The sequence below is a fragment of the Sporolactobacillus shoreicorticis genome (assembly GCF_024125445.1).
Classification (GTDB): Bacteria; Bacillota; Bacilli; order Bacillales; family Sporolactobacillaceae; genus Sporolactobacillus; species Sporolactobacillus shoreicorticis.
The window spans coordinates 150,098-173,387 of sequence record NZ_JAMXWM010000003.1 but is presented as its reverse complement, the minus strand read 5'-3'; the positions used below and the strand labels follow the sequence as shown (position 1 = coordinate 173,387).

Here is a 23,290-nt window from a genome sequence, read left to right as displayed (position 1 = left end):
CACTTAGGTTTTCTCATAGGAAGTGTTTCTATACAGCATTATTTGTACGAGAGAAGGGGAGCAGGTATGGCTCAACTCATTAAAATTAATCAATGCATTTCTCGCTACCAAATGAATTTCCGCAGTTACGCCAATCGTTATCATTGGCTGAAAAAAAGGCGCTATGCGGAATGGAAAGAGGACTGGGAACGTGTTCACAGTATTCAAAAATCAGATGATGATGCCGATAAATATAAAAACCAAATGAAAGATGAATTTGAGGATTGGTTTTTTGACAAGCAATTGGAATGGTCGACACGAACCGCATTTGAATGGTCGTCCTGCCCGGACACCATTTATTCGGAGCATTGGTTAAGACGTTTCATTAAAGAAATAAACGATGTTTCTTTCTTTATGTACCGGCCGGTCCTTCTTACTCGGTCCGGTCCCGTGCAGCTTGATTCACTGCTGATTGCAAATGATATGATTTGTTGTGTCCAGCCGCTTTTAAGCGATCCCGGTGATGTGTTTCAAACTGCTTCACAGAGAAATTGGAATGTCATTACCAATGGAGCGGTACGTCCGCTCTTAAATCCCTTAATATCGCTTCGCCGATCCAAGGCGGTTGTTTCTGCCTTTCTGCAGAGCAAAGGGGTGCCGGATATGGATGTGGAGATGATTGTGTATGCTCCGGACTGTTACATTGAGTATAAAGGGAGTAAGCCCGAGGGGTTCTTTGTTGACTTGAGAAATGAGGCAGCATGGTTCCAGAAAGTGAATCAGCATTCATTGCTTATAAAGCGAGGACAGATCGAATGTGTCGAAGCGCTGCTTGATGATAGCGAAACTGTCTCCGAGCCAAGGACAAGCTGATTAAAATCATTTGGATTTTTATGATTGTTGATTGAAGGCGAACGTGGTATATTTTTAGGCATAGTCTGTTTTTTGCATGAGATAAAAAGCAGATCTGGAAAGGCAATGGTGGAATGCTTTGATTCGATTTTTCGATGGCGATGATTGGAAAATTTCTCCCGCAGGAGGATTAACAGGAGAAGCCTTCATGGCGAGTTCAGGGGAAAATAAGCTTTTTATAAAGCGAAATTCTTCCCCTTTTCTTGCTGTCCTCTCTGCGGAGGGCATCGTCCCCAAGCTGCTTTGGACGCGGCGTATGGACAACGGTGATGTATTGACCGCGCAGAAGTGGATGAAAGGCCGAGTGCTGATGCCGAAAGAAATGTCTTCAGAGCAGGTTGCGGGTCTGTTGAAAAAAATTCACACATCTGAACCTCTCCTGAGCATGATGAGACGCTTGGGCAAGAAACCGATGACGACCACACAAATACTCAATCAATTGGAGAGCCGGGCCAAGGGACGAACTGAGACGCGAGCGCTCAGGCAATCCCTAAATCTTTTGAAAGATAGGGCCGAACTCGCCGAATTTCCGAATAAAATGGTCTGTCACTCAGATATTAATCATAATAATTGGTTGCTCAGTCACGATGAAAAAAGTTTATATCTTGTTGATTGGGATCAGGCTGTAATCGCTGATCCGGCTATGGATTTAGCGATGCTGCTTTACTGGTATGTCGAAGAAGATCAGTGGGAAAATTGGCTTGGTCTCTATGGACTCAAGCTCACGCGTTCTCTGAATTTGCGTCTTGTATGGCATATGGTGGCTATGACCTTAAGATTTATGTTTTGGCATCAGGAGCATGCCGAAATGAAAAAAATGATTTTATTCGAGAAAGATCTGCTTTGGCTCAATGAATATGCTGCGGATATTCTGCGTTAATGTATACGCTCGGATGATCTGATGCACTGAAAAAATCGTATGAAGCATCTTCCTGAAAAGGCGGGAGGATGCACTTTGTTGTGGATAAGAGCATTTGATCGAAGCAGTCCAATGTGGAATCAGGTTCCCGCCATGGTAAAATAGGAGAAAAACAATACAATAATTTGCCGTGAGCCGTCAAGCGGTATTCTAATTAGAGTTTCAAGTGAAAATAAGGGAGAGTTATTCATGAGAGTACGCCATAAACCTTGGGCAAAAGGAAAACTTGATCAGCATTCGGATATTGTGATTCAATCGCCTAAAGAGTATAGCGGCGAATGGCGTGATTTATTTAAGAGAGACGCGCCGCTTCACGTAGAAATAGGATCTGGAAAAGGCAGTTTCATTACGGGAATGGCCAAAAAATACCCAACAATTAATTTCATCGGCATAGAACTGCACGAGAGCGTAATCGTCACTGCTCTTGATCATTGTTTGGATGAAAACCTTAAAAACGTACGATTGATTAACGAGGATGCAAGAGGTTTAACTGAGTTCTTTGCCGAAGATGAAGTAGACGCGCTTTACCTGAATTTTTGCGATCCGTGGCCGAAAAAACGCCATGAAAAAAGAAGGCTGACCTATTCTGCTTTTCTTGCTCAATATGAATATGTATTAAAAAAGGGCGGCATCTTGAACTTTAAAACAGATAATCAGGGATTATTCGAATATTCGCTTGAGAGCTTCTCTAAGTATGGTTTTGTCCTTCAGAATATTAGTCTCGATCTGCACCATTCAGGGATGCAGAATAATGTAGTTACTGAATATGAAGAAAAATTTTCTGAAAAGGGTCAACGAATTTATCGCTGTGAAGCCATTTCCAGCGAATAATAAACCTCACTGTGCATCAAAGGCAGTGAGGTCCGGTTTGTCAGTGCTGCGCGGTCAATTCAAGAATCGTTCCGCTGTGCGCATCAGCAATGAAATCGAAATGGCGGTTGATTCCTCGGTCACTTGAGATCAGGCCGCCTTTATAGACCATATAATTCAAGCTGTCTCTTGACCAGATATGCGGGGAAAGATAGATCCAGGCACCTTCGATCGGCAACTGGTCATTTACTGCAGACTTGACCCGTTCCAGTATATGTTCCGAACTTAAAGCTTTTTTTTCACTTGTAAGACGGCAGTTGGCAACTCCGGCGAAATAGCCGGCGATTGCGCCAACCACAAGAGCTATTGTAAAGCGCCTGCTCATAATGATTTCTCCGCATCCTTTCCTACAGGGCAGTACCAGGCAGCTTTGTCCGGGCTGTATGGAATTTCCTGTATCCAGATTTCTCTTTCTTACTAAGTATAATGAATTCAAGCGATTATACCAAGGATAAACGTAAAGATTAAGAAAAGGGAAAGATGTTCGGCGAATCTTTAGTGGTAATATAACTCGTTAGAATCAATCACATGAAATGAATCAGAAAGAAGGGATGTTCATGATCATTATTGGCGTTGGAACCAAGAACCCAGCGAAGATCGATGCAGTCAGGCAATTACTTCAAGAAGGATCGATCGATGCAGAAGTCCGCAGTTTTGATGTTCCATCAGGTGTTTCCGCAATGCCGATGTCTGATCTTGAAACAAGGCAGGGAGCGATCAATCGTGCGAAGGCCGTGTTGGGCCAAAACCCCGAAATCAACTTTGGTATCGGAATGGAAGGCGGAGTGTCGGATATCGGGGGCGAGATGTACTTATGCAACTGGGCAGCAGGGGCGAATCGTGACGGTCGGGTGATCAGCGCAGGCGGGGCTCGAATTCTTCTCCCGGAAGTGCTTGCGGAAGGTATTCGTTCCGGCAACGAACTTGGCGACATTGCTGATGCATATGCCGATCAAAAGGACGTGAGCACTCATGGAGGCACAATCGGCATTTTAACGGAAGGACGCATCACGCGCACCGAGATGTTTTTACATATTTTAAAACTCATTGAAGGCATGTATGCGCATTGCAAGAACTGACTGTCTACCACCATGTATCCGGTCTATGCTAAACTAAGAGCATGTTATTTGATGACAGATGTTACCCTTAGTTGACGAGTGAATGATTGATAAGGGGCTGATAACTATGGATCGCGCCGAGCTGATAAAAATTCTGGAGCAAAGATTAAATACAGGAGACCGAACGATTCGTTTTGATCATAAGAAAGAAACGCTGCGCATTGATCAAACAGAAAGTGGCAAGGGAGTTACCTTGTCGATTGCTGAGCTGCAGCAACGCATTCAGGAAGGTGGTCGTGACGCGCTTGATCAGACTTTGATCGCTATTGATCGTGGGCTTAAAGCGATGGCTGCCTCACCCCATTTAAAAGGGAAAGAAAATCAAATTTTTCCGGTCATTCGTTCCGTGTCTTTTCCGGAGCGTACACGTGACGGTCATTTGCTGATTTCGAAAGAGCATACGGCTGAAACAAAGATTTTTTACGCGCTGGATCTTGGCCATGCATGCCGACTTATCGATGAGCCGTTTCTTGCTCAGGAAGGCATGGATAAACAAGCGATCATGGAACTTGCCATGTTCAATTTGAGTGCGCTTCCGACAACATTTAAAAAGGATGTTGTCCGACACAATACGTTTTATTTTGTCTCGATGAATGACGGCTATGAAGCCAGCAGGATTTTGAACCGGAAGCTGATTGGAACAATGCGTACCAAGGCGAAGGGCGATCTGACTGTTGCTGTGCCTCATCAGGATGTACTGATCTTCGGCGATATTGTTAATCCTGAAGGCTATGATATTCTCGCACAGATGACCATGAAATTTTATACAGCAGGCAGTCTGAGAATCACGATGCTGCCGTTCATTTTTGATGATAAGGGCGCACTTGAGCCGATTTTCATCATGGCGAATAAACGACCGATGACAGGCAAGCCGAAGAAGTAAGGGAAAAACAGTGCACGCATAACAGGTGTGCGGCAACATAATGGGCCGGAAGGGGATTGAATGAATGATTCTTTACTATAATCGTCAGGGGATTGGCGATATTTTAATCATTTACTTGAAAGACGGAGAGAAAGAAAAAAGCGAAACGAAAGGAAAGGTGACGCGAATTTTCGATGGAACCACGAATGAGACGCTCGGATTCAATATTTCTCATGCCTCACAGTTCTTAAAAAACCAACAGACCGGATTGCTCAATGCAGATACCGAACTCATCGAGCTACTGAATCAGAAACTGGCTGATGAGAAAATAGATTTTTCGCTTCCGAAAGCAGCCAAACCATTGATTGTGACCGGGTATGTCCGCCATTTAAAGGAGCATCCGAATTCGGATCATATGCATGTGTGTCAGGTGGAATGCGGAGATGAGATACTGCAGATTGTCTGTGGTGCACCTAATATCAACCAAGGTCAGAAGGTGGTTGTCGCCAGGCTGGGGGCGCTAATGCCGAACGGAACGATTATAAGGCCTACGGTGCTTCGAGGAGTGGTCTCTGACGGAATGATCTGTTCTGCTCGTGAATTGGCGCTTCCGAATGCGCCGCAAAAGAGAGGAATATTAGTGCTTGATTCGTCCATTCAAATAGGACAAGATTTTTATGCTTTCGTGGCAAAGAACATGCGCGTTTAATACAGAAGTATTGTGCGAAGGGGAGGTGAATGAAAAATGGTTGAACATTGGTGGCAGCGATTGTTTCGTTTGGATGACGATGCACAAATTCAGGGCAGCGAGCAAGGGGATCCGTCTGCTGCGGCTCCAGTCGGGCGTTTCAAAGATACCAACAGGCATGTTGAAGTAAAGATGCTTGCCAAGTATCCTGAGCATAGCACGCAGGCTGAGAGAAAATCGGTGAAGAATAAAAATGCAAATGAATTTATTCCTGATCAGGAGCAGCACGCAGCGCATTTGAGGAAGAAAGCGCCATTTCGCCTAACCAAGGTGCCCTCCCCTGTTTTCGGCTACCATCGGCCCTCAGAAACAATCAAATCGAAGAAACCCGATCCGTCTTTTTATCTAAACAACGATAAAGAAGAACAGGAAAAACGGCAGATACATGATCGGAAAAAAGATGAACAATTGCGTCCGACTGAATTGCCTCATTCTGCGGATCCCCCGGTGCTGGATCGGCAAATTACCGATCAACCGGCCGTGAGCAGAAAAAAAGAGGCATGTCACGATGATGCTAACGAGAAAATGCCTGTTCATCAAAAAACGGTTGGTCATGAAGCACATACCTTGTCAAAAAAAGCCGTTCACTCAGAACAAATGGAGACAGGCCGCATTAATGAATCAAGATCTTTTGAAGATGACGCAGAAAAAGAACGCCGTTCATCCCAAGAAAATGGCAAAACGGAACCGAAACAAAATCACCATGAGATACTTCGGGTGAGCAGCCGTCTGCCGCGTTCGCCGCATCGTCACGAAGCACAGTCAAAAATTCCGTTCAATGTTCTGATGTTTCATTCGGATCGCAAACCGAAACAAGCTACAGCTTCTGATCCCACTGCCGAGCCGCGGAGGGCAGGTGAATTGCAGCTGCCGCTCAAGTTGCTTAATGATTCAGAGCAGTCAGAGAAAGACAGCGATTCATGGATTTCGGATAAAAAAGAGACACTTGTTGAGACATTAGAAAACTTCCATGTCGATGCTGATGTCATTGGTTATGTTCAAGGCCCGAGTGTGACCCGATTTGACCTACATCTGCATCCGGGCGTGAAAATTAACAAAGTGCTCAGTTTAAATGAAGATATCAAATTGAGTCTTGCTGCAAGACAGATCCGTATTGCGCCGGTTCCCGGGACGAGTGCGGTGGGGATTGAAATACCGAATAAGGTGCGTAGGCCGGTATTGCTCAAAGAACTGCTTGCATCTACGGAATATATAAAGAGCCGGGCGCCTCTGACAGCGGCACTCGGTCAGGATGTTTCCGGGAATCAGGTGTTTACAGATCTGGCGAAGATGCCGCACGGTTTAATTGCCGGGGCCACGGGATCGGGAAAAAGTGTCTGTATTCATTCCTTGATCTTAAGCTTAATTTACCGGACATCGCCTGAGGAGCTTCGCTTTTTGCTGATCGATCCGAAGGTCGTAGAGTTGGCTCCGTATCAAGAAATACCGCATTTAGCAGCGCCTGTGATTACAGAACCGAAAGAAGCGGCCGCGGCACTCAAATGGGCTGTGGAAGAAATGGAGCAAAGATATCGTTTATTTGCTGACAATGCGGTGCGCGACATGGACGGCTATAATCGAAAGGTTCACTCAGGAGATGCAAGCGGCGAGAAGCTTCCCTACATAGTGATTATTATTGATGAACTTGCTGATTTGATGATGGTGGCCCCGCAAGACGTCGAAGAGTCGGTTTGCCGAATTGCTCAAAAAGCGAGAGCAGCAGGAATTCATTTGCTTGTCGCTACTCAGAGGCCGTCGGTAGATGTCATTACCGGATTAATCAAATCCAATATCCCAACCCGAATCGCTTTCAGTGTCTCTTCTCAAACGGATTCCAGAACCATTTTGGATTGCGGCGGTGCCGAACGATTACTGGGTCGCGGGGATCTGCTGTTCGCGGAAAATGGATCCAGAAGCTTGCGCAGGCTTCAGGCTTGTTATGTATCTGACGAAGAAATCAACCGGGTAACTCATGCATTCCAAAATGATCCCAAACCGGGCTATCTCTTTTCACCGGAGACGGTTCGGACTGATTATGAGCGATCCGAACAGGAAGATGAACTACTTAGTGAGGCTGCTGAGTTTGTTGTAAGTCAAGGGCAGGCTTCAGTGTCTGCCATTCAACGCCATTTTCGAGTCGGATACAATCGTGCAGCTCGTCTTGTCGATGAATTGGAAATGCGCAGCATTATTTCTGCGAATAATGGCAGCAAGCCGCGTCAGGTACTGGTTTCTAAGGAGAAACTGAAAGAACGTTTATCTGAAAACGAGCTGGAACAGTTCTGAGTGAGCCAGCATTTAGCTGGTGTACCTGGAAAAATAAAATATACTTTTACAATAGATTAAATAAAGGTTAAAATAAGTGTCGGGCATGATGGGCATTCATTTTGAAAGCCTGAATCACGCCCGAATTTTGTGCTTTCACCTTTGAAGAAGAATGATTGCACGTCCGCATTTGTCGATCGGTTTCTGTTTTTATTGATAATGACAAATCTGCAGCACACAGGATAGTCAATAATTGAGTATACTATTCATATTGCAGCGATTTAGTCATGCAAGAAGCAATTTATGGAGGTCATTGTATGACGAAATACCATTTTGTTGGCATAAAGGGTACAGGAATGAGCGCACTTGCCCAGATTCTTCAAGGTCTGCATCATGAAGTGCAGGGATCGGATTATGATAAGCGCTTTTTTACACAGAAGGCACTTGAGGATAAAAAAATAAAGATATTGCCCTTTACGGAAAAGAATATCTCTTCTGACGAAGTAGTGATCGCTGGAAACGCATTTCCGGATCAGCATGAAGAAATCGTTAAGGCTAAAGAAATTGGTGTACCCGTGTATCGGTATTATGATTTTTTAGGAGACTTGGCAAAGAAGTACACGAGTGTTGCGGTTACCGGAACACATGGCAAAACGTCAACGACAGGCCTGCTTTCTTTTGTCTTTGAAGCATTTGCGCCGACAGCATACTTGATTGGCGACGGCACCGGTGCAGGCAATGAAAAGGCTAAATATTTTATTTGGGAATCTTGTGAGTACAAACGGCATTTTCTTCATTCAAATCCGGATTATTGTTTGATTACCAATATTGAATTTGACCACTCGGATTATTACAAGGATTTGGAAGATGTCGTCAGCGCTTTTCAGGAACTGGCACTTAAGGTGAATAAGGCAGTTTTTGCCTGTGGCGATAATGAACAGCTGCAAATGATTAAATCAAATGTGCCGATTATTTATTACGGATTTAACGAAGAAAATGATTTTCAGGCAAGAAATGTGGCCTTCCTTCCTGATGACTCAGGAACTGAATTTGATGTCTATGTACGCAATGATCTCTATGGGCATTTCAAAATCACCGGTTATGGTAATCATAATGTGCTCAACGCACTTGGTGTTATTTCGTTCTGCAATTATATGAATGTGCCGATTGAACTCGTGAAGGAACGTCTTGCTCAATTTCATGGTGTCAAACGCAGATTCTCAGAAACAAAGCTCAAGCAAGATGATCAAGTATTGATTGACGATTATGCACACCATCCGACTGAAATCCGTGTGACGATCGAAGCGGCACGTGAAAAGTATCCGGATCGCAAGCTGGTGGCTATTTTTCAACCGCATACGTATTCCAGAACGATGACGTTTATGGATGAATTTGCAGCGTCTTTGGCAACAGCTGATGAAGTTTATCTTTGTGATATTTTTGGCTCCGCACGAGAGAAGAGCGGAAAAACATCCATTCATGATCTTCAGGATCGTATTGAAGGAGCTCACATTTTGCATAACAGCAACATCGAAGATTTGAAGCATTACCAACACAGTGTCTTGCTGTTTATGGGTGCCGGTGATATTCAAAAATATCAGAATGCTTATAAAGAAACCTTGTAACTCCTTTTCAGCGAATGCTTTCTGCCTTTTTTTACCGATTTTTAAATGGTAAGATAGGAGAGTGGACAAGTAATTCGTGATTTCGATCACGCACACGTATAGAAATGCGAGGATTCATCAAACTAATACGGAATCGATTGAAAGGGAGGATGTACGTTGATCATTATCCTGTATTTAGCAGTTGCGGTTATTGCCATAGCATTTGCCGTTCTTGTTTATTTCCTGTCACAAACATTGCGTGCTGCGCAGAAAACGATGGAAGACGTTGCATCAACGCTTGAAGATGTTCAAGTGCAGGTGAAGGGTTTAAACGATGAGACGACAGAACTCTTGCATCGGACGAACCTGCTCGCGGTTGATCTTCAGAGAAAATCCAAGAGCCTGAACAGCGTCTTCGATGCAATTGAAGGGTTTGGCGAATCTCTGGGTACGATTAATACGTCGGTTAAACGTGTAACGGCCAGCATTGAAAGCAAGGGCTTTGAAAATTCGGGTAAAATTGCACAAACCATGCAGTGGAGCAAAGCAGTGATGGATTTAATTCATCGTTGGCAGAACGCTCGTAAGTCGAATCAAGACTAAAATCTAGGGGGCTTTTCAATGGGACAGGGCGGAGTTGGCAATTCCGGAAAAGGCATCGCTTTTTTCTCCGGTCTTGTCGCCGGAGGCGTGCTCAGCGGATTCGTCATTTATCTGTTAGCAGCGCCTTCCGGGAAAAAAGTCGTGCGTCAGCTGCAGCATGAGAGCATCGTGCTGAAAGGCAAAAGTGCCGAACTGCTTCAAACAGCAAGGCGCAAGTCGATTGATTTGACTCATAAAATTTCGACTGCAAAAAGTGAAAAAAAAGAAGAGAAGGAACAAATGATTCCGATACCGAAGGATTACTGATTCGCTATGCGGCCTACGTATTGTTCTGTGCTCATCGCCAGTAATGAGACAATAACTGCAGAAATCTCCGCTTTTTCGCAGCTTGAACAAGAAAATATAGCGAAATAGGTAAAATTTTGATAATATTGGAATAGGCATCAATAGCTCATTGATGCGTATTTTGGTTACGATAAAATGAAAACGGTATAGAGCGTGAACCGGAGTTCAAGCTGACTATAGAAAAATTGGATGATTTTGAGGAGGAATGAGCATTGAGCGCAACGATTTATGATGTAGCCAGAGAAGCTGGTGTGTCGATGGCTACTGTTTCCCGAGTAGTGAACGGCAACCCAAATGTGAAACCAACAACAAGAAAAAAGGTTTCCGAAGCGATAAAAAGATTGGGATATCGTCCGAATGCCGTCGCCCGTGGACTCGCGAGCAAAAAGACAACGACAGTGGGTGTAATTATTCCTGATATTTCCAGTGTTTATTTTTCCGAGCTTGCGCGGGGTATTGAAGATATTGCAACAATGTACAAGTACAATATTATCTTGTGCAACTCGGATCAAAATAAGGACAAGGAAATTCATCTCATTCAAACACTTCTTGGCAAGCAGGTTGACGGGATCGTTTTTATGGGCGGCAAAATTGACCTGGAGCATATTGAAGAATTCAAGCAGTCTAATGTACCCGTCGTTCTGGCGTCGACTGTGGACGAGCAGCATGAAATTCCCTCGGTAAATATTGATTATGAACAAGCTGTGTTTGAAGTCATTTCAAAATTGATTGAGTCGGGCAATCAGCGTATCGGCTTTATTAACGGACCGGTGGATGTCCCGATTAATGGTAAATATAAGCTGAACGGCTATAAGGCCGCCCTTGAAGCGCAACATATTCCGTTTGAAGAATCGCTCGTAATTGAAGGAGATTATACTTATGAGTCCGGAAAGGAAGCAACAGCGCAATTTCTGAGTCAAGAAATCAAACCAACGGCGATTTTCGTCGATTCTGACGAAATGGCGATCGGAGCGATTCATGAGATTCAGGATGAAGGACTGAGGGTTCCGGAGGACATCGAGGTTGTCAGCAGTGAAAATACACGCCTTGTCCAAATGGTACGCCCGACACTGACCAGCATTGCTGAACCAACCTACGATGTTGGTGCTGTTGCTATGCGCTTACTGACTAAATTAATGAATAATGAAAAAGTTGAATCAATTACGGTTGTTCTTCCCCACCGAATTGATGTAAGAACATCGACAAAGTAAAAAAAGAAACAGAGAATAAGCAAGTCCCCCGCTTAAGGCTGAATTGCCTTAATAACGGGGGACTTTTAATTTGTTACTTTAATCATCAATATGAATTTCAAAAATATATTCCGCAAAAAACATAATCGTTTTATGGACGGATTTTACCGAGTATTTCCGGTTTGGCCGCATTCAGATCTGTATATGGGAAATGTGAGTTAAAGAAATCTGGTTTAATTCTAAAAAGACCGTTATCCTGTTGCTGATTTTCACCGTTCTGATCTTGATCGGTAACCGATTGATTATCCTGCTGCTGCGTCTGGTTGAAGGGTTCGAGTGCTTCAATTGCTTCTGTTGGTGTGTATTTTTCATTAATTAAATCATTAACCTCAAAGCCTGCGGCTCTGCAATATGTGGTCGTTTTGCCATCTGTCAGCCCACAGAAGGTTTCCTTTTTTACGCCCTGGGGCTGCTTAAACCGCTCCTTAGGGGCCATTAAATCCGGATCTACATGATACGCACTATTGGCAAATCCGGCGAAAAGCTGCTTACTTTGGTTTGAATAGGCATTTCGGTTAAGCTGTTGATTATGGGCATAGCCGATCCAAACCCCCATAGTAATATTTGGATTGGATGCGACAAGCCAACCGTCACGCCAATCTTGAGATGTTCCGGTTTTTCCGGCCCAATCCGCAGAGAAATTGAGCATACGAGGCAGAGAAGCACCTGTTCCGTATTTGAAGACATCGCGCATCATGTCAAGCATGAGATAATTCGTTTGTTTTGAGAATACCTTTACCGGCTTCGTTTCATGCTGATAAATAACTTTTCCGCTGCTGTCTGTAATTTTATCAATCATATAAGCGTCAATAAATTTTCCATTGTTCGCGAATGTTGTATACGCATTCGTGTTTTCCTCTATCGTTATGCCCTTTGTAATACCACCGAGCGCTGCCGAAACGTTATGGCCGTCTGACCCTACCAGCGAAGTGATGCCCATCTTCTCCAGATAGTCCGGTGCCTTGTTTGTAGCCATGCTTAATCGAGTAAAGACACTGATAGCAGGCAGATTGTGCGAAGCCGCCAGAGCAGCACGAGCAGTCTCAAACCCATGAAAGATCGAGCTCGACGAGGTTGAGGCATAATTGGTAGGCGAGTAAGTTTTGCCGTTGACCACACGCTTGTATGGTAGATCTGGAACGATTGAACCCGGCTGGATCAGGCCGAGCTCCATTGCCGGTGCGTAAACGAGCAGAGGCTTCATTGTTGAGCCATTCTGCCGAGTTACCTCAGTGGCATAATTCCACTGTGAACTGTCAAAGCCGCGGCCACCGACAAAGCTGACGATCTGCCCCGTTTTGTTATCAATAAGAACAGAGCCGACCTGCATTGGATCGATGACTTTTTCCATTTTTCCGTTCTTGTTTTTCACCTCTATTATTTGACCGTTTTTGTTTCGCGCATACTGATCGGGACTGTAGCCCGAATAATTTCGGGCAAATGATTCCATATCATCATAGATTGGTTTGCTAATGGTTGTATAAATGCGGTATCCGCCGTTTTCTAAATCAAGCGATGCGTTCTTCGTAAATTCCGTAAATAATGAATAATGTCTTTTTATTGAAGCATAGTTATATTTATGCATTTTTGCAATTTGTTCCAGACTTTGCTTTGGATACACTTCGCGATGCTCATAAACCACTTTTTTGTAGTTCGTATAATCATCATAAAGCGTGTCACTGCTGTAGCCCTGCTTTTGTGCCATCAGCTTTGCCAGAATGGTACTCGAACGGTTCTGTACTTCCTTTGACAAATATGGATAGTCGCTGTTAATTGATTTACCAGCTTTTGTGAAATGTTTCTTGTAATCGTACGTCAGCGCCTCGTCCATTTGTTTCTTACTGATGTAACCGGCGGTGTACATACGGTGCAGTACCGTATGCGCGCGATTGATTCCGGCAGAAAGATCTTTTTTTAATCCGCCGTGGTTTTGAAATGGGGAGTATGTAAATGGATTTTTTGGCAAGCCGGCGATAAACGCTGCTTGAGGAAGCGATAGTTTATTGGGCTTGACTCCGAAAATACCTTCGGCTGCAGTTGACGCGCCGGCAACATTTTTACCTGAAGCGTCACGCCCAAACGAGGCCATATTGAGGTAAGATTCAAGAATTTCGTCCTTCGTGAAGAAGCGTTCGAGTCGCAGCGCGAGCAATATTTCTTTAAACTTGCGATCAAGAGACACTTCATTAGTCAGTATTTGGTTTTTTACGAGCTGCTGAGTGATTGAACTGCCTCCGGTTACCTGCGGCTTATTGAGCAATTCCTCGGTACTGGCACGAAGAACAGCCTTGGGGACAACGCCATGATGCTGATAGAAAAGTTCGTCTTCCGTTGCAATCACAGCATGAATCAAATAGGGCGACATATTGCTTAACTTTGTTTTTGTTCGTACGAGATCGCTGTTCATTTTACCGATTGGAATGTTTCCCGCAAAATAACTGACACTGCTCTCAGAATAATTGCTGATATCTTGTTTTAACGTCTTATAGCTGAGAACCGGCTGATCGCGTACAAGTGCGGCGAAATAGCCTGAAACAGTGCCCGCTGCAAAAAATAATCCGATAACGGCAATGGATACTGTAAGCAGCAGCGAGTTCCAAAGAATACCGGTTATGGATTGAATGGTTTGGATGATTGAGCTTGAAGCCCATTTTTCCGCCAAACGGTCGAAAAAACCTGAAAAGCTTTTTAATAGGGCATGCATTCGCAAATCTCCTCTAAAATTTTAGAATTTAGTCCTTATTAGGATGTAACATTCTGAAAAATTTAATTAAAGCTTCTTATATATTAGCGTAAATAACAAAGGTTGAAAAGAAAAAAGCGAACAAATGGTTTCTGCCAATCCTGAACCTTCTTTTGCCTTTCGTTTTGTAAAATAAAAAAGCTTTCCGTCGAAACGGAAAGCTTTTTCACAACAAAATCGATTATTTTGAATAGAATTCGACGATCATTGCTTCTGTAATTTCAGCAGGAAGCTCTGAACGTTCCGGAAGACGTGTATAGGTGCCTTCCAGAGTCTTTTCGTCAAAGGTCAGATATTCAGGAACAAAGTTATTCGTTTCCAGAGCATCTTTGATAATTACGAGGTTGCGCGATTTTTCGCGAACGCCAATTGTTTCGCCGGGTTTTACACGGTAAGACGGAATATCAACGCGTTTACCGTTAACAGTGATGTGTCCGTGGTTTACAAGCTGACGTGACTGTCTGCGTGTTCTTGCGAGACCCAGACGATAAACAAGGTTATCGAGACGGGATTCAAGCAGAACCATGAAGTTTTCACCGTGAACACCTTTCATTTTTGAAGCATCGTCAAAAATGCGGCGGAATTGACGTTCGTTAATTCCATACATGAAACGCAACTTCTGTTTTTCTTGCTGCTGACGGCCATATTCAGACAACTTAATACGTTGAGTAGGACCATGTTGTCCCGGAGCATATGGGCGCCTTTCAAGTTCTTTACCTGTGCCGCTGAGCGAAATACCCAAGCGACGTGATTTTTTCCAAACCGGACCAGTATAGCGAGCCATTGAATGACTCCTCCTTCGTCATTTTATTCGAGAGTGCTATGAGACGGATCATCCGTTCGCAGCATTCTCTGGTCGGTATAAAATGACACCTCCGCATGCGCTCTAAAGATATTTTGCTATCTTGCACCTTCGCCCAGGCAGTCTAGGTTACGCAGTACACCTCTCTTTAACAAGAGGAACAAAATAGAAAGGCTTTAGACCCATACGGTGCTGCCTCATTTTACACGAAGGCAATTATACCTTTTTCGATCATAATTTGTCAAGCTTATAAATAGGCGACTAAGGTTTCCGCATACGCCTCAAGAAATTGCTGGTCGTCTTCGGAAAAACGGTCGCAAACCGGACTATCAATATCAAGTACGCCGAGCAGTTCACCATCTTTGATTAGTGGAATCACAATCTCTGAGCGTGATGCCGCATCACAGGCAATGTGGCCAGGAAATTCATGGACATCAGGTATGCGAAGAATTTCTCGTTCTTGAGCAGCCGTTCCGCACACCCCTTTTCCCATGGCAATGCGCACACAGGCGGTCTTCCCTTGAAATGGGCCGAGCACAAGTTCATTGTCCTCAATAAGATAGAAGCCGACCCAATTTATTGTATCGAGGCATTCGTTCAGCCACGCTGAAGCATTCGCCAGATTCGCTATTTGGTTTGATTCATCCTTAATTAGTGATTCAAGCACTTGAATTCTTGTTATATTGACAGAATTCATTTCTTTTCACCCCGATCAAAAGAGAAAGTACTTTAATTTTAGCAGAATGAATCGAATTTTTCAGCATATATGTCGAAAGGTTTTAAAAGGGTAGACGCCATTTAAGACGAACGTTTATAGTAAAGAGGTCAGTTGAAGACGGACTGTCAGCAAAAGAGAGGGGATCACAGGATGCCGACTAAGAGCGTCAATCCGACAAGTGGAAAAAAATCGAAAGACGCAGTGATTCATTCAGCACTTAAATTATTTAATATGAGCGGCTACGATGGAGTATCCGTGCGCGCGATTGCCTCGGATGCAGGGGTAAATATCGCGCTTGTTTCTTATTATTTCGGCGGAAAACAAGGCTTGTTAGAGCACCTGATGGCTGCGTTTTTTGAAGGCTATCTCAGTACTTTGGAGAAATCAGAAAAAGATTCGAAGGATCAGAATTCGCCTGTTGAACGATTGACCATCATTGCGGAGCAATTGATTCGCTATCAGCAGCGTTATTTTTATCTTTCGCGCTTTGTTCATCGTGAAATGACATTGGACAATCAACTGGTCAGGGAACTGATGTCGAGTTACTTAGTAAAGGAAAAGTTTCTTTTTGAACGCATATTTAAGCAAGTATTAAGTAATTCACAGATGAATCCATTGCAAGCGGAATTTGTAGCCATTGAATATCGAGACATGATCATCATGCCGTTTCTTCAGCCGCAATACTTAAGAGAAGTCTATTTTATGCAGCCGAGCGAGCATTCCTTTCTTATACAATATACGCGTCACATTCATGACTGGGCATGTCGCTTGTTCACTCATGAAAAGAAAATTTACAAGAATACGTAATCAACAGTACCTTTTATAGGAAGAAATACGGTGATATTTTTAAGTCTGCAAACCGAAGGGTGATTTTCCATAATATAGGAATGTCCAAGCTCACCGTACTGATGGAAAGAGGGCTTCGATCTTTGGTGATCCATTGCGGAACACGCGGAAGCCATGCGTTTTTGATATCTGTCCGTACAAAAACTTAAAAATGTTTTGAGTCCTTTCATTACCACAGAACGATTCAAGTTTCACCGATTAATCCGACAATCAGGATTAACCAAGGCGGGTTTGATCATGACGTTTCTCTCCCCAGATTGAATTATTGTTCCTCATCATCGCACTTCATCCATTATTTCAAGTGTTTGTCTATGATAAAAAGTACATTTAGCCTTGCTATTTAAATGAATTATTAATTGGCTGAAATAACAGTTGAAATTTCACATTCATATCTGTAATTTCCTTTTTAAATTTTAATTTGAAATATAGCATGAAAAACGAAAAAGGTAATCTAATCCTTTTCGAATGGTTGGTTTTCGTTCACTAAATATTATTTAATAGAGCAGTTTTTGTTTTATACTCTTGGCTTGACAGCAGTAAAGAAAACGGTTAAATACTTCTTCCCGAAAAGTCGTTTTGACAGTGAAAAAATCGCACATGTCTCAGCAAATATGCGGGTATGCAGAAGTATCTTCTCAAGTAACTTAGTACTAAATGATAATTAATTTATAATAGTTAAAAATTTCTAGAAAATAAATTATAATTATTATAAATAATATGAATATCGAGAAAAAAGTGAAAACTTATGAAAATTGTGTTAATAAGCTGCTAAATATATTTACTTTTCGTAAGATTTCCTTTAATTTTGAAATATAATTTATATCAGTTATAAATTGATGCTCAATATTGTTGATAATCATTATAAATACATTAATCTATTTTGTAATAATTATTATCGTATAGTTTTATAAAATGATAATAATTACAATGAATCGATTGATGAGGTGAACGGCAATAGTGAACGAATTTCTAAGTAACTGATAAAAAATTTAAAGAAGGAAGGCAGAAGTTAAGATGAGACAAGTGGCGATTTATGGTAAAGGCGGTATTGGAAAGTCGACGACGACACAGAATTTGGCAGCAGGACTTGCTGAAATGAAGAAAAAAATTATGATTGTTGGATGTGATCCAAAAGCAGACTCAACTCGGCTGGTGCTTGGCGGATTGGTTCAGAAAACGGTTCTGGATACGCTGAGAGAAAATGGGGAAGATGTGAAACTTGATGCTGTCTTGAAAGAAGGATATGGAGACATTAAAGGTGTGGAGTCAGGCGGTCCTGAACCTGGTGTTGGTTGCGCGGGACGCGGAATCATTACATCCATTGGTTTGCTTGAACGACTAGGTGCGTACGATGAAGATTTGGATTATGTTTTTTATGATGTCTTGGGGGATGTTGTGTGCGGCGGTTTCGCCATGCCAATTCGTGAAGGAAAGGCGAAGGAGATTTATATTGTATGCTCAGGCGAGATGATGGCACTTTATGCCGCCAACAACATATGTAAAGGAATTACAAAATACGCACAGCGAGGCGGCGTTCGTTTAGGAGGACTCATTTGCAATTCACGTAAAGTTGAAGGAGAAGCAGAACTTGTGGCTGCCGTAGCAAAAGAGATTGGAACTCAGATGATCCATTTTGTACCAAGAGACAAAGCGGTTACCCGAGCAGAGATCAATAAGAAAACAGTAATTGATTACAGCCCTGAAGAGAAGCAGGCAGATGAATATCGCGCTTTGGCACAAAAAATTGATGATAATGATATGTTTGTCATTCCGAAGCCAATGAAGATTGAAAAGTTAGAGGAAATTTTACGGGAACACGGTATTCTGGACTGATTGGAATGCTTTAAATCGACGTCCAAATACTGTAAGGTAGCTGTCGAGTTGGAATATTTGATCAATGTTATAAAAACTGCTCTGTGACATACGAACGTAGGAACAGTGATGATGCGCAAGGGACAACGCCGGCAGATAAGAGAGTTTCTGAGACGATGTACTTTAACTATTAGTGATTGGAGGAATTGTAATCATGCCCTATCATTTGTTTAAAGTGAGTGAATGCATTCCCGAGAGAGAGAAACACGTTGTCGAAAAAGGAAAAGATGAAGAGATAACCGATGCACTACCACTTGGCTATTTGAATACAATTCCCGGAACGCTTTCGGAAAGAGGATGCGTATACTGCGGCGCAAAACATGTTATTGGAACACCGATGAAAGATGTCATACACATGAGTCATGGTCCTATAGGATGTACTTATGATACATGGCAGACAAAACGATATATTAGTGATAATGACAATTTTCAGATTAAATATACTTTTGCGACGGATGTCAAAGAATCGAACGTTATTTTCGGAGCTAATGAACTATTAAAAGACAATATCATTGCTGCTTTTAAAGCATTCCCCGAAATAAAACGGTTGACGATCTATCAGACTTGCGGCACTGCGTTAATCGGAGATGACCTTGAATCTATAGCAAAAGAAGTCATGGATGAAATGCCGGAAGTAGATATCTTTGTGTGCAATGCACCTGGATTCGCGGGGCCAAGCCAGTCGGGCGGTCATCATAAAATCAATATCGCATGGGTAGAAAACAAGGTAGGCACGCATGAGCCTAAGATTACAAGCGATTATACGATTAATTATGTAGGTGAGTACAATATTCAAGGTGACCAGGAAGTCATGCAGGACTATTTTAAACGAATGGGAATACAGATTATTTCTACATTTACCGGAAATGGTTCGTATGACGATTTAAGAGGCATGCACCGTGCAAAGCTGAATGTTCTTGAATGTGCACGTTCCGCAGAATATATCTGTAATGAATTGAGAAAACGATATGGAATTCCAAGAATGGATATTGATGGATTTGGCTTTAAACCATTGTCGGATTCGCTTAGAAAGATTGGAATATTTTTTGGAATTGAAGAACGAGCCGAGGCCATTGTTAAGGAAGAAACCGCTAGATGGAAACCGGAACTCGATTGGTATAAAGAACGGCTGAAAGGCAAAAGAGTATGCTTGTGGCCGGGCGGTTCTAAATTATGGCACTGGGCACATGTCATACATGAAGAAATGGGCGTAGAAGTCGTTTCTGTATATACAAAGTTCGGTCATCAGGGCGACATGGAGAAAGGCATATCGAGATGTGATTGTGAGGGAGCTTTGGCCATCGACGATCCGAATGAACTTGAATCACTTGAAGCAATGGAGACGTTAAAACCCGATGTTATTTTTACTGGAAAAAGACCGGGTGAATACGCGAAGAAAATCGGTGTCCCTTATATTAACGCACATGCCTATCACAATGGTCCCTATAAAGGATTTGAAGGCTGGGTCAGATTTGCACGTGATATATACAATGCGATTTATTCACCGGTCCATGAACTGTCCTTTGTTGACATCACAAAGGATGAAATAACCGAAGAGAATAGCTTTGTGACTCGGAGAATGAAATCGGATATCAATTTAAGCAAAGAAATTGTGGATTCAACGTCAATCAGAGAATATACGGGTAATTTTGATTGCGTTTCTCATCTTAGAGAAAAAAGTTATCCATACTTGGAAGAGCAAATAGAAAAGCATAAACAAATGGCTGAGTAATATACGATGGAGGTGCGCATCTGTGAAAGATGATATGGAAGAGAAAGTCGATCAGCTCGTAAACTACATCATGAAAAATTGTCTATGGCAGTTTAATTCTCGGGCATGGGACAGAGAAAACCAAAACGAAGGAATTCTTAAAAGGACCATGCAGGTTTTATGTGATGAACCGGTTGAAAAGGACACACCGGCCGGAAAGTATTATTGGGCTGAAGCCGTCTACTTGGCGAGACTCTACAAAAGTGAATTTAAGTGGATCAATGATATGAGCAAAGAAGAAATCAAAGTCCTGATAAAGAAGTTGAAAGAGAAGATTGATTACTTGACCATCTCTGGATCATTGAATGAAGAACTTAAAAATCCGCTATATTGAGGAAGGGATGTTAGCATGGCTTGTGTGGTAAAGGAAAAAGAACGTGCGGGTATTATAAACCCTATATTTACATGCCAGCCTGCCGGTGCGCAATACGTCAGTATTGGCATAAAAGATTGCATTGGTCTGGTTCATGGCGGTCAAGGATGTTGTATGTTTGTAAGACTGATCTTCTCTCAGCACTTTAAAGAAAGTTTCGAACTTGCTTCTTCATCATTGCATGAAGATGCTGCTGTCTTCGGCGGCCTGAATCGTGTTGAGCAGGGAGTGGATGTACTTTTAATGAGATATCCGAATTTAAAAGTTATACCGGTGATTTCTACCTGCTCGACAGAAATTATCGGCGACGATATAGACGGTGTGATAACAAATTTAAATGATGGACTTTTAAAGGAAAAATATCCGGGAAGAGAAGTACATCTTGTTCCCATTCATACACCAAGCTTTGTCGGAAGCATGGTAAGCGGATATGATATAGCCGTAGAGTCGTTTGTAAGAGCATTTGCAAAGAAGGATAAACCAAATGGGAAGATAAATCTGATTACCGGCTGGGTAAACCCTGGTGATGTCAGGGAGTTAAAGCATATTTTAAAAGAAATGGATATAGATGCGACCGTCCTATTTGAAATCGAAAAATTTGATGCTCCATTAATGCCTAAGGAACAGGCACAGCCTCATGGAGAGACGACAATTGATGATCTAACAGGTACTGCAAATGCGATTGGAACCATTGCGCTTAACAAATATGAAGGCGGAAAAGCAGCTGAATATCTCGAAGATACATTTGATGTACCGGCTGTAATCGGACCTTCGCCGATTGGAATACGAAACACGGATCTATTTTTAAAGAAATTGAGTCAGATGACGGGAAAGCCGATTCCAAAGTCATTGGCTTATGAACGTGGGGTTGCTCTTGATGCTCTGACCGATTTAACCCATATGTTCTTTGCGGATAAAAAAGTAGCCATTTTCGGTAATCCCGATCTTGTAATAAGCCTTGCAGAATTTTGCATTGATCTTGAAATGAAACCGGTGCTCTTACTTCTTGGGGATGACAACCGAAGTTACAAAAACGATCCGCGCATAACACAACTTCAGGAAAAAGTTGATTTTGATATGGATATCATTTTGAATGCCGATTTATTCGAATTGGAAGATCGGATTAAAAAAGGTTTGAAACTGGATCTGATCATGGGGCATTCTAAAGGTAGATTTGTAGCTATGGATAATAAAATTCCAATGTTAAGAGTGGGATTCCCTGTATTTGACAGAGCAGGTTACTACAGACATCCAAGAGTTGGATATAACGGTGCCGTATGGCTTGCGGAAGAAATGGCAAATGTAATGTTTAATGATATGGAATATAAGCGTAATAAAGAATGGCTGCTTGCAATGTGGTAAACAATCGTTAATGGTCTGAGATGTTACCCTATATTGTTGGCATACGGAGATAAGGCTGTTCAGTGTTTGAGAATGCTCAAAAAAGCTACTTTTTGCGAAAAAATAACTTATTCAAGCAGGGGCGAGATCCTTTCCGTTCATTTATTTAAAATAAATTATTCTATACTGAGTCGGATCTTTGGAATCGTTTGATCTGTCACATGTTGCTTGTCACCTCAAAATGGTCGACAGAAATTCAATTATATGACAGAATTTTCGAATTTATTGTGCGCGCCATTCAAATTAAAAGATGAGGAGATTGTCATTTGAAAGGGATATCGTACAAACAGAGAATTTGTAATGATAAAGAAAGAATTGATCGATTTTTAATCGAAAAAAGAGTTGGATCATTGGGAATGAGTGATAAATCCAAACCCTATACGATACCTGTAAACTACGTGTTCTTAAATGGAAAAATTTATATCCATGGTTTAGGAACAGGCAGAAAGAATCATATTTTACGGGAAAACGCTCATGTTTGTTTTACTGTATTTGAAGAATTGGGTACTGTAAAAAGCTCGGTTCCCTGTAAATGCGATACTTCTTATTTTAGTGTTGTTATCTTTGGCAAGGCAATGCTCGTGGAAGATCCAAATGAAAAAATTGAAGCGTTGGGAAAATTTTTGGAAAAGTTTACTCCGGGTCTTTTTGACAAGAATGTCTTGAAACAAGTTGTTGAAAGATACCATTCATCGTTGAACAATAAAGCGGTATCTGTATATTGTATCTGTCCGGAACATCTAACTGCAAAAGAAAACCCAGTAGATATGAATCATATGTTTACCGCTATTGAAAAAATGAGATGATTTCCTGAAGCCGGCAGTTGAACATTTTGTCTTGGATACAAATTGCCGCACCTTGCATGGGACCACTATAAAAATGGAAGGAGGAAGATTCTTGATGAGTGAGGACACGATAAGCGAAAATAAAGAATTGGAAAATTTGAAAGACCGGATACTCGAAGCGCTTGAAGATGTTATTGATCCGGAATTGTCCGTAGATATTATTAATCTTGGTTTGATATACAGCGTTGGTATTGATGATGAGAAGAATGTTCTAATAAACATGACCTTGACGTTTATGGGCTGTCCGCTTGCGGGATCGCTTTCCTATGATGTAAAACGTACCTTAAAAAAAATCAAAGAAATAAACGAAGTCGAAGTGAATTTTGTTTGGAATCCGCCGTGGACAAAAGACCGGATGACTCGAAAGGCAAAAATTGCTTTAGGCTTGTGCAACTAGGACGCAATAAAAATCGGACAGTCACTTAATTATTTCTTATCCGTCTC

22 protein-coding genes are annotated in these 23,290 nt (G+C 42.2%); 18 read left to right on the top strand and 4 right to left on the bottom strand.

Features of this window, described 5'->3' with window-relative positions; all coding sequences use genetic code 11:
• Positions 1-66 precede the first annotated feature (66 nt).
• The 3 genes from NIE88_RS03755 (at position 67) to trmB (ending at position 2,641) form a co-directional block, all read left to right on the top strand.
• Positions 67-852, top strand: coding sequence for a hypothetical protein (locus NIE88_RS03755; protein WP_253058984.1), 786 nt, complete (start codon positions 67-69; stop codon positions 850-852).
• A gap of 187 nt (positions 853-1,039) precedes the next feature.
• Complete coding sequence (locus tag NIE88_RS03750; protein WP_253058982.1) at positions 1,040-1,771, top strand: phosphotransferase family protein; 732 nt, start codon at positions 1,040-1,042, stop codon at positions 1,769-1,771.
• A gap of 228 nt (positions 1,772-1,999) precedes the next feature.
• On the top strand, positions 2,000-2,641 hold the full coding sequence (gene trmB, locus NIE88_RS03745) for a tRNA (guanosine(46)-N7)-methyltransferase TrmB (RefSeq protein WP_253058980.1): 642 nt from the start codon (positions 2,000-2,002) through the stop codon (positions 2,639-2,641).
• A gap of 40 nt (positions 2,642-2,681) precedes the next feature.
• Here trmB and NIE88_RS03740 read toward each other — a convergent pair whose 3' ends face one another.
• On the bottom strand, positions 2,682-3,005 hold the full coding sequence (locus NIE88_RS03740; RefSeq protein ID WP_253058978.1) for a hypothetical protein: 324 nt from the start codon (positions 3,003-3,005) through the stop codon (positions 2,682-2,684).
• A gap of 232 nt (positions 3,006-3,237) precedes the next feature.
• Here NIE88_RS03740 and NIE88_RS03735 point away from each other — a divergent pair, with 232 nt between their 5' ends.
• From NIE88_RS03735 to ccpA, 8 genes are all read left to right on the top strand, one after another.
• A complete protein-coding gene (locus tag NIE88_RS03735; protein ID WP_253058976.1) occupies positions 3,238-3,759 on the top strand; it encodes a DUF84 family protein in 522 nt (173 codons plus the stop codon).
• Between the two features lie 106 nt (positions 3,760-3,865).
• Positions 3,866-4,681: a DUF1444 family protein gene (locus NIE88_RS03730; protein ID WP_253058966.1), complete on the top strand. Its 816-nt coding sequence runs from the start codon at positions 3,866-3,868 to the stop codon at positions 4,679-4,681.
• 64 nt (positions 4,682-4,745) lie between these two features.
• Positions 4,746-5,369 (top strand): YtpR family tRNA-binding protein, encoded by a 624-nt coding sequence (gene ytpR / locus NIE88_RS03725; protein WP_253058964.1) that lies wholly within the window; start codon positions 4,746-4,748, stop codon positions 5,367-5,369.
• Positions 5,370-5,405: 36 nt separating this feature from the next.
• On the top strand, positions 5,406-7,694 hold the full coding sequence (locus NIE88_RS03720) for a DNA translocase FtsK (protein WP_253058962.1): 2,289 nt from the start codon (positions 5,406-5,408) through the stop codon (positions 7,692-7,694).
• 296 nt (positions 7,695-7,990) lie between these two features.
• On the top strand, positions 7,991-9,298 hold the full coding sequence (murC, locus tag NIE88_RS03715) for a UDP-N-acetylmuramate--L-alanine ligase (RefSeq protein ID WP_253058960.1): 1,308 nt from the start codon (positions 7,991-7,993) through the stop codon (positions 9,296-9,298).
• A 156-nt stretch (positions 9,299-9,454) separates the two neighbouring features.
• A complete protein-coding gene (locus NIE88_RS03710; protein ID WP_253058957.1) occupies positions 9,455-9,880 on the top strand; it encodes a DUF948 domain-containing protein in 426 nt (141 codons plus the stop codon).
• Positions 9,881-9,898: 18 nt separating this feature from the next.
• Positions 9,899-10,186 carry a YtxH domain-containing protein gene (locus tag NIE88_RS03705; protein WP_253058948.1) on the top strand — a complete coding sequence of 96 codons (288 nt, stop codon included), beginning with the start codon at positions 9,899-9,901 and terminating at the stop codon, positions 10,184-10,186.
• Between the two features lie 251 nt (positions 10,187-10,437).
• Positions 10,438-11,436, top strand: a complete 999-nt coding sequence (gene ccpA / locus NIE88_RS03700) for a catabolite control protein A (RefSeq protein ID WP_253058946.1) — start codon at positions 10,438-10,440, stop codon at positions 11,434-11,436.
• A 130-nt stretch (positions 11,437-11,566) separates the two neighbouring features.
• On the opposite strand, the gene NIE88_RS03695 is transcribed toward ccpA, so the two are convergent.
• From NIE88_RS03695 to msrC, 3 genes are all read right to left on the bottom strand, one after another.
• On the bottom strand, positions 11,567-14,179 hold the full coding sequence (locus NIE88_RS03695) for a transglycosylase domain-containing protein (RefSeq protein WP_253058944.1): 2,613 nt from the start codon (positions 14,177-14,179) through the stop codon (positions 11,567-11,569).
• A 220-nt stretch (positions 14,180-14,399) separates the two neighbouring features.
• Complete coding sequence (gene rpsD, locus NIE88_RS03690) at positions 14,400-15,002, bottom strand: 30S ribosomal protein S4 (protein WP_253058942.1); 603 nt, start codon at positions 15,000-15,002, stop codon at positions 14,400-14,402.
• Positions 15,003-15,267: 265 nt separating this feature from the next.
• Entirely contained in the window at positions 15,268-15,717 is a 450-nt protein-coding gene (msrC, locus tag NIE88_RS03685; protein WP_253058932.1) for a free L-methionine (R)-S-oxide reductase MsrC, read from the bottom strand.
• Between the two features lie 171 nt (positions 15,718-15,888).
• Between msrC and refZ the strand changes: the two genes are divergently transcribed.
• From refZ to NIE88_RS03650, 7 genes are all read left to right on the top strand, one after another.
• A complete protein-coding gene (gene refZ / locus NIE88_RS03680) occupies positions 15,889-16,545 on the top strand; it encodes a forespore capture DNA-binding protein RefZ (RefSeq protein WP_253058930.1) in 657 nt (218 codons plus the stop codon).
• Between the two features lie 1,053 nt (positions 16,546-17,598).
• Positions 17,599-18,417 (top strand): nitrogenase iron protein, encoded by an 819-nt coding sequence (gene nifH / locus NIE88_RS03675; RefSeq protein WP_253058928.1) that lies wholly within the window; start codon positions 17,599-17,601, stop codon positions 18,415-18,417.
• Positions 18,418-18,610: 193 nt separating this feature from the next.
• Positions 18,611-20,188: a nitrogenase iron-iron protein, alpha chain gene (gene anfD, locus NIE88_RS03670; protein WP_253058926.1), complete on the top strand. Its 1,578-nt coding sequence runs from the start codon at positions 18,611-18,613 to the stop codon at positions 20,186-20,188.
• Positions 20,189-20,210: 22 nt separating this feature from the next.
• Positions 20,211-20,561 carry a Fe-only nitrogenase subunit delta gene (anfG, locus tag NIE88_RS03665; RefSeq protein WP_253058924.1) on the top strand — a complete coding sequence of 117 codons (351 nt, stop codon included), beginning with the start codon at positions 20,211-20,213 and terminating at the stop codon, positions 20,559-20,561.
• Positions 20,562-20,576: 15 nt separating this feature from the next.
• A complete protein-coding gene (gene anfK / locus NIE88_RS03660; RefSeq protein WP_253058922.1) occupies positions 20,577-21,962 on the top strand; it encodes a Fe-only nitrogenase subunit beta in 1,386 nt (461 codons plus the stop codon).
• Positions 21,963-22,267: 305 nt separating this feature from the next.
• Positions 22,268-22,807, top strand: coding sequence for a pyridoxamine 5'-phosphate oxidase family protein (locus tag NIE88_RS03655; protein WP_253058920.1), 540 nt, complete (start codon positions 22,268-22,270; stop codon positions 22,805-22,807).
• Between the two features lie 94 nt (positions 22,808-22,901).
• Positions 22,902-23,243: a metal-sulfur cluster assembly factor gene (locus NIE88_RS03650; RefSeq protein WP_253059231.1), complete on the top strand. Its 342-nt coding sequence runs from the start codon at positions 22,902-22,904 to the stop codon at positions 23,241-23,243.
• The last annotated feature ends 47 nt before the right edge of the window (positions 23,244-23,290 follow it).